Below are 4,828 nucleotides of genomic sequence, written 5' to 3'. Positions count from 1 at the left end.
CCCGTGATCTGCGACCGCTTCGCCCGCGCCATCTTCACCTCCATCATTCCCAAATTTTAGGGTGATGGCTCTCCACTTTTCCAGGGCAAGTCCAAGGTGCAACCAGGCGAAACGCTCACCGCCATCTCCGCCGGCGACACGGTGCGCTGGGTGGTCGGTGACACCACCAGCGGCTCCGGCACGGACAAGCGGGTGCATATCCTGGTCAAGCCCTTCGCCGCTGGCCTGCACACCAACCTGCTGATCGCCACCGACCGCCGCGTCTACCATCTCCAGCTGGAGAGCACGGCCAAGACGGCAATGGCCGCCGTCTCCTGGACCTACCCGCAGGACGAGCTGCTGAAGCTCCAGCGGCGCAGTACCGAGGCGGAGGCCGGCGCGCCGGTGACGGCCGATATCGCGCTGCAGGACCTGCATTTTAGATACGCGATCTCGGGTGACACTCCGCCCTGGCGGCCGCTGCGGGCCTTCGATGACGGCCACAAGGTCTACATCGCGTTTCCCCGGCGTCTTGATCAGGGTGAGGCGCCGCCGTTGTTCGTTGTTGGGCCGGGAGGTGATGGCCAACTGGTCAACTACCGGGTACGCGACGCCTATTACATCGTTGACCGGCTGTTCGGTGCCGCCGAGCTGCGCCTGGGCACCGATCCCCAACAGGTGGTCCGCATCAGCCGTACCGATGGCCTAACGGCTGGTACGGCTCCCGCCAGTGACGGGGGACAGCCATGACCGCGCCAACCCCTCCCGAGCCGGGCAAGGTTGATCCGGGCGACCTGGCCTTGCGCGCGCGGCCCCGCCGCATCGTGCGCTTCCGCCGTGGCCTGTTGATCGGCGTCGCGGCGGTGGGCGCGGCGGCCATCCTGGGGGTGACGATATTCGCCCTGCGTGGGGCGACACCGGGTAGCGCCGGCAAGCAGGAGGAACTGTACAGCACGGAGCGCAAGCCGGTTGCCGACGGGCTCGCCGCCTTGCCCGGCGACTACAGCCGCGTCAAACCGGACACCCCCGTGCTGGGGCCGCCACTGCCAGGTGATCTGGGCCGGCCCATGCTGGAGCACCAGCAGCGGCTGGGCTTGGCGCCGGAAGGAAACGGCGACCGTGCCGCAGAGGCCGAACGGCAGCGCCGGGCGAGCCAGGCCGTGCAGGCTCGGGAGTCGGGCATCTTCTTCCGTGTCGGCCAAGTCACTTCCGGTGCCGCCCGCACCGACATCGGCACCAGCCCCGATGTGCAAGCGGAGCCCCAGCCGGGCAAGGAGGGGGGAGGCAGCCTGGCTCTCGACCCCGACCGTGACCAGAACAACCAGCAGCGCAAGCTGGACTTTGTCACCCGTAAGGACGGCGGCGGCACCGAGAATCCCCATGCCCTGCAGAGGCCCAGGTCGCCCTACACCATCCTGGCCGGAACCATCATCGCGGCGGCTTTGCTCCCGGCCCTCAATTCCGATCTGCCGGGGTTCGTGACCGCCCAGGTGACAGAGAACGTCTACGACACCGCGACGGGCCGATTTCTGCTGATCCCTCAGGGCTCACGGCTTATCGGCCGCTACGACAGCGTCGTTGCCTTTGGCCAAAGCCGCGCCCTGCTTGTCTGGCAGCGGATCATTCTGCCAGATGCCTCCTCCCTGCAGATCGATAACCTCCCGGCCACCGATGCCGCAGGCCAGGCGGGCCTGGAGGATGAGGTCGAGTATCACACCGGCCGACTGCTGGCCGGTGTGGGGATGGCGACCCTGCTGGGGGTGGGCACCCAGATCAGTTCCGGCAGCAATGAGAGCGACCTGGTTCGCGCGCTGCGGGAATCCACCCAACAGAACACCGACCGGGCGGGCCAGCGCATCGTCGAGAAGAACCTGAACATCCAGCCCACGATCACCGTGCGCGCCGGCTGGCCACTGCGCGTCATCGTTCACAAGGACCTGGTCCTCTCCCCCTATCGCGGAGGCTGACATGCTGAAACTCGCCAAACTGCCGGACCGCTCGCCCGTCCGGCTGACCGTCACGCTCACTCCGGACCTGAATGAGCGACTGCTGGGCTACGCCGCCCTTTACCGCGCCACGTACGGCGAAGCGGAGACAGTGACTGATCTCATCCCCTATATGTTGGACGCCTTCCTGGCCAGCGACCGCGCTTATGCCAAGGCGCGGAGGGAAGATCCGCCGCCGGCCGAAACGCCCGCGCCGCATCGCGGCCTCAAGGCGAAAGCGGACGACATCAGCGGCGCCCGCAATTCGGAGGCCTGATCATGAGCGTCATCGGTCATTTTATCCTGGGCAAGGATGGCGGCTGGACCGGCACCATTCGTACCCTGGTCATCAACGCGAAGGTCCGCCTGACCCCCAACGACAATCGGGAACACGATAGCGCCCCGGCCTTTCGCGTGTTTTTGGGCGCCAGCCGCATCGGCGATGCCTGGGAGGCCCAGGCGGCCAGCGGGCACGGCGCCTACCTGCGCGTACGGCTTGATGATCCCAGCCTGACGGAGCCGCTCACCGCCGCCCTGTTTCCCAGCGACGATGGCGCCTCGGCGCAACTGGTCTGGACCCGGCGGTAGCCCGAGACTGATGGGAGGAAGGCTGTGCCCGCCGTACCCGATACCCTTGCCGGTGGCGAGCGCCCACTGTTGCGGCGTTCCCAGGTTCCGCTCCGGTTTCCGCAGTTCCGCAACGCTGCCGCCTTGGCGCATTTGGCACATCAAGGGCGGGGGCCGCTCTATGTCCTGATCGGTGGGGCCGCGTGGTACGACCCTGCCGATATCTGGGCGTGGTTGGAGCAAAACAAGCGAACCGGCCCTCGGCCCCCGACGGCCCGGTTGTCCAACGTGCCAGCCCCACGCGGTGAGCTGGTTCCCATCAAGAAGCGGGGACGTCCGACGAAATTGGAACAGATGCGCCGCCGGAACGGTGCTCCAGTGTCCTGAGGCCATTCGTTGCTGGGGCGCCTCCCATGATGGCCAGGTCGGCGGCGGTGGCGTGGTAATAGCGGTCCAGCGATTTCAGGTCCCGATGCCCGGTCACCCGTTTGAGGTCCAGTGGGTTGGTGTAGATTCGGGCCAACCGCGAGGTGGCGATATGGCGGAGGTCGTGGAAGGTAAGGTTGGTGATGCCGGCCTTCTGCACCGCCCGCCGGTAGCGCATCTTCAGGACGTTTTGGTCGATGGGGAAGACCCGGCCACCTTTCCGGAGGCCCAGGTCGGTGAGAAGCACCAACGCATCCGGCAGCAGCGGAATCTCCCGGACGTCGCCATTCTTGGTGACGGTGCCGGCCGCCCCCCTGACAATGGCTGTATGCTTGCGGATGTCGATGTCCTCCCAGCGCAGGCCGACGATCTCCCCTTGGCGCATGGCGGTGGCAATGGCGAAGCGGACGATGGGGCCGAGGAGCGGATTGGTCTCGGCATCACAGGCGTTGAGAAGCCGTTGCTCCTCCGAAAGGGCCATCGCTGTTCCGGAATTAGCGTCGTCCCGGAAGATTCGATCCCGCTTGTGGTCTGCCCCATTGGGGCGCTTCACCATCTGGGCGGGGTTCTCGGCCAAGTTGACGTCCCATTCCCGGCGGGCGTGCTGGATGATGGTTTGGAGCAGATTCAGCCGGCGGACGGTCGTGGCGGGGGCGTAGTCCAGCGCCTTCATCCGGTCTCGGTACTGGGCCAGATCGGTGGGCCGTAGCCTCGCCATCCGGATCTGACAGACGGCATCCTCAAGGACGATCTTCAGGTGCCCCCGTTCCTTTTCGGCGCCTCGCTTCTCGCTGTTCACCCCCAGGATTTCCTCCTGATAGCGCCGGATGACATCACCCAGCGTCAGGCGCTCCGCTTCTGAGCGATCAAGGAAGACGCCGCGGCGGTGGTCCACCTCGACCTCGGCAAGCCAGCGTGCCGCCAGGGCCGCCTTGGGGAATGTCTTGGTGATGTGCCGGCCATCGACCATCTTGCGAGCCCGGTACTGGCCGGGGCCGCGATAGCTGACACCGGAGGCTAAAGGCTTACCGGTTACAGGGTCGGCGGCGATGTCGGAGCGCGGTCGTCCCATTGGTCAAACCCTCCCGCAAGGAGAGGGCTATTTGACCAGAGTTTGACCAAAATAGCCACGGAATATGGCGTCCCCTAGGGGATTCGAACCCCTGTTACCGCCGTGAGAGGGCGGTGTCCTAGGCCTCTAGACGAAGGGGACGAGGCCGTGTGAGGCCGCTGATGTACGCGAGGGGTGGGGGCGAGGTCAAGTGCTTTGTTTCAGAAAATTGAGGGACGGGATTGGGCGTGCGGCCTAGGACGCTGCTTGCCCCCCCCAGGCTATTCCCGCCATGCCATATCTTGGCCGCTATGCAGCAGGCTTGGTGTCCAAGTCATTCGGCAGGGCCGCAGGCTGGGGCAGCTTCCCGCCTTCATGGACGTTGGCGGCGTTACCGTTCCCTGCACGGGGGATGTGAGCCACCTCGGGACTGAATGAAACGCATCTGGGCTGGCCCATACTCCCAAAACTATCTTATCTGGCAGATCCTCCCCGGTCCCGCCTCGGTCTCGCTGGGCGGCTGCGTGCGTTGACTGGTAATATAGGGGGGCACGGGGGCCGCCGCTAAGGTGCGCTCCTATTATGGAGTGTCAGCCTGCTCAAGGCTCGTTTAGGCCCTCTATCCCCGCGCCCGCGCGAGCATATATAGGGATTGCATAGGGATTGTGGTGTCTGCCGAAAAACGTCATGCGGCTGCAAGATTTCTGTAGACAGCCCCGGCTGGCCTCTCTATAACCCCGTTCACCGACGCGGCGGGCGACAACGAACGGCGCGACGGCGAAGCGATCCCTGAGTTCTGGCGGTTTCCGCCGGTGAGTTC

5 protein-coding genes and 1 tRNA gene are annotated in these 4,828 nt (G+C 65.7%); 4 read left to right on the top strand and 2 right to left on the bottom strand.

Annotated elements, in window-relative coordinates:
• Positions 1-96: 96 nt before the first annotated feature.
• From trbG to FHS74_RS29970, 4 genes are read left to right on the top strand one after another with little or no spacing between them, the layout of a single operon-like run.
• Positions 97-729: a P-type conjugative transfer protein TrbG gene (gene trbG, locus FHS74_RS29985; RefSeq protein WP_425491394.1), complete on the top strand. Its 633-nt coding sequence runs from the start codon at positions 97-99 to the stop codon at positions 727-729.
• Complete coding sequence (locus FHS74_RS29980) at positions 726-1,946, top strand: TraB/TrbI/VirB10 family type IV secretion system protein (RefSeq protein ID WP_184807940.1); 1,221 nt, start codon at positions 726-728, stop codon at positions 1,944-1,946. The genes trbG and FHS74_RS29980 overlap by 4 nt, the downstream gene beginning before the upstream one ends.
• Before the next feature lies 1 nt (position 1,947).
• Positions 1,948-2,241, top strand: a complete 294-nt coding sequence (locus FHS74_RS29975; RefSeq protein WP_184807939.1) for a DUF2274 domain-containing protein — start codon at positions 1,948-1,950, stop codon at positions 2,239-2,241.
• Positions 2,242-2,243: 2 nt separating this feature from the next.
• A complete protein-coding gene (locus FHS74_RS29970; RefSeq protein ID WP_246463479.1) occupies positions 2,244-2,552 on the top strand; it encodes a DUF736 domain-containing protein in 309 nt (102 codons plus the stop codon).
• Positions 2,553-2,850: 298 nt separating this feature from the next.
• On the opposite strand, the gene FHS74_RS29965 is transcribed toward FHS74_RS29970, so the two are convergent.
• Positions 2,851-4,029, bottom strand: coding sequence for a site-specific integrase (locus FHS74_RS29965; RefSeq protein ID WP_184807938.1), 1,179 nt, complete (start codon positions 4,027-4,029; stop codon positions 2,851-2,853).
• Positions 4,030-4,094: 65 nt separating this feature from the next.
• Positions 4,095-4,170 (bottom strand) — tRNA-Glu (locus FHS74_RS29960).
• Positions 4,171-4,828 lie beyond the last annotated feature (658 nt).

The sequence above is a fragment of the Nitrospirillum iridis genome, assembly GCF_014205765.1.
GTDB classification, from domain to species: domain Bacteria; phylum Pseudomonadota; class Alphaproteobacteria; order Azospirillales; family Azospirillaceae; genus Nitrospirillum; species Nitrospirillum iridis.
Note: the sequence above shows the minus strand (reverse complement) of the source record. Positions and strands in the feature narration are given on the sequence as shown.

Coding starts and splice junctions, on each gene's coding strand:
- FHS74_RS29965 (WP_184807938.1), bottom strand. CDS start 4,029: ATGGGACGACCGCGCTCCGACATCGCCGCCGACCCTGTAACCGGTAAG.
- FHS74_RS29970 (WP_246463479.1), top strand. CDS start 2,244: ATGAGCGTCATCGGTCATTTTATCCTGGGCAAGGATGGCGGCTGGACC.
- FHS74_RS29980 (WP_184807940.1), top strand. CDS start 726: ATGACCGCGCCAACCCCTCCCGAGCCGGGCAAGGTTGATCCGGGCGAC.
- FHS74_RS29975 (WP_184807939.1), top strand. CDS start 1,948: ATGCTGAAACTCGCCAAACTGCCGGACCGCTCGCCCGTCCGGCTGACC.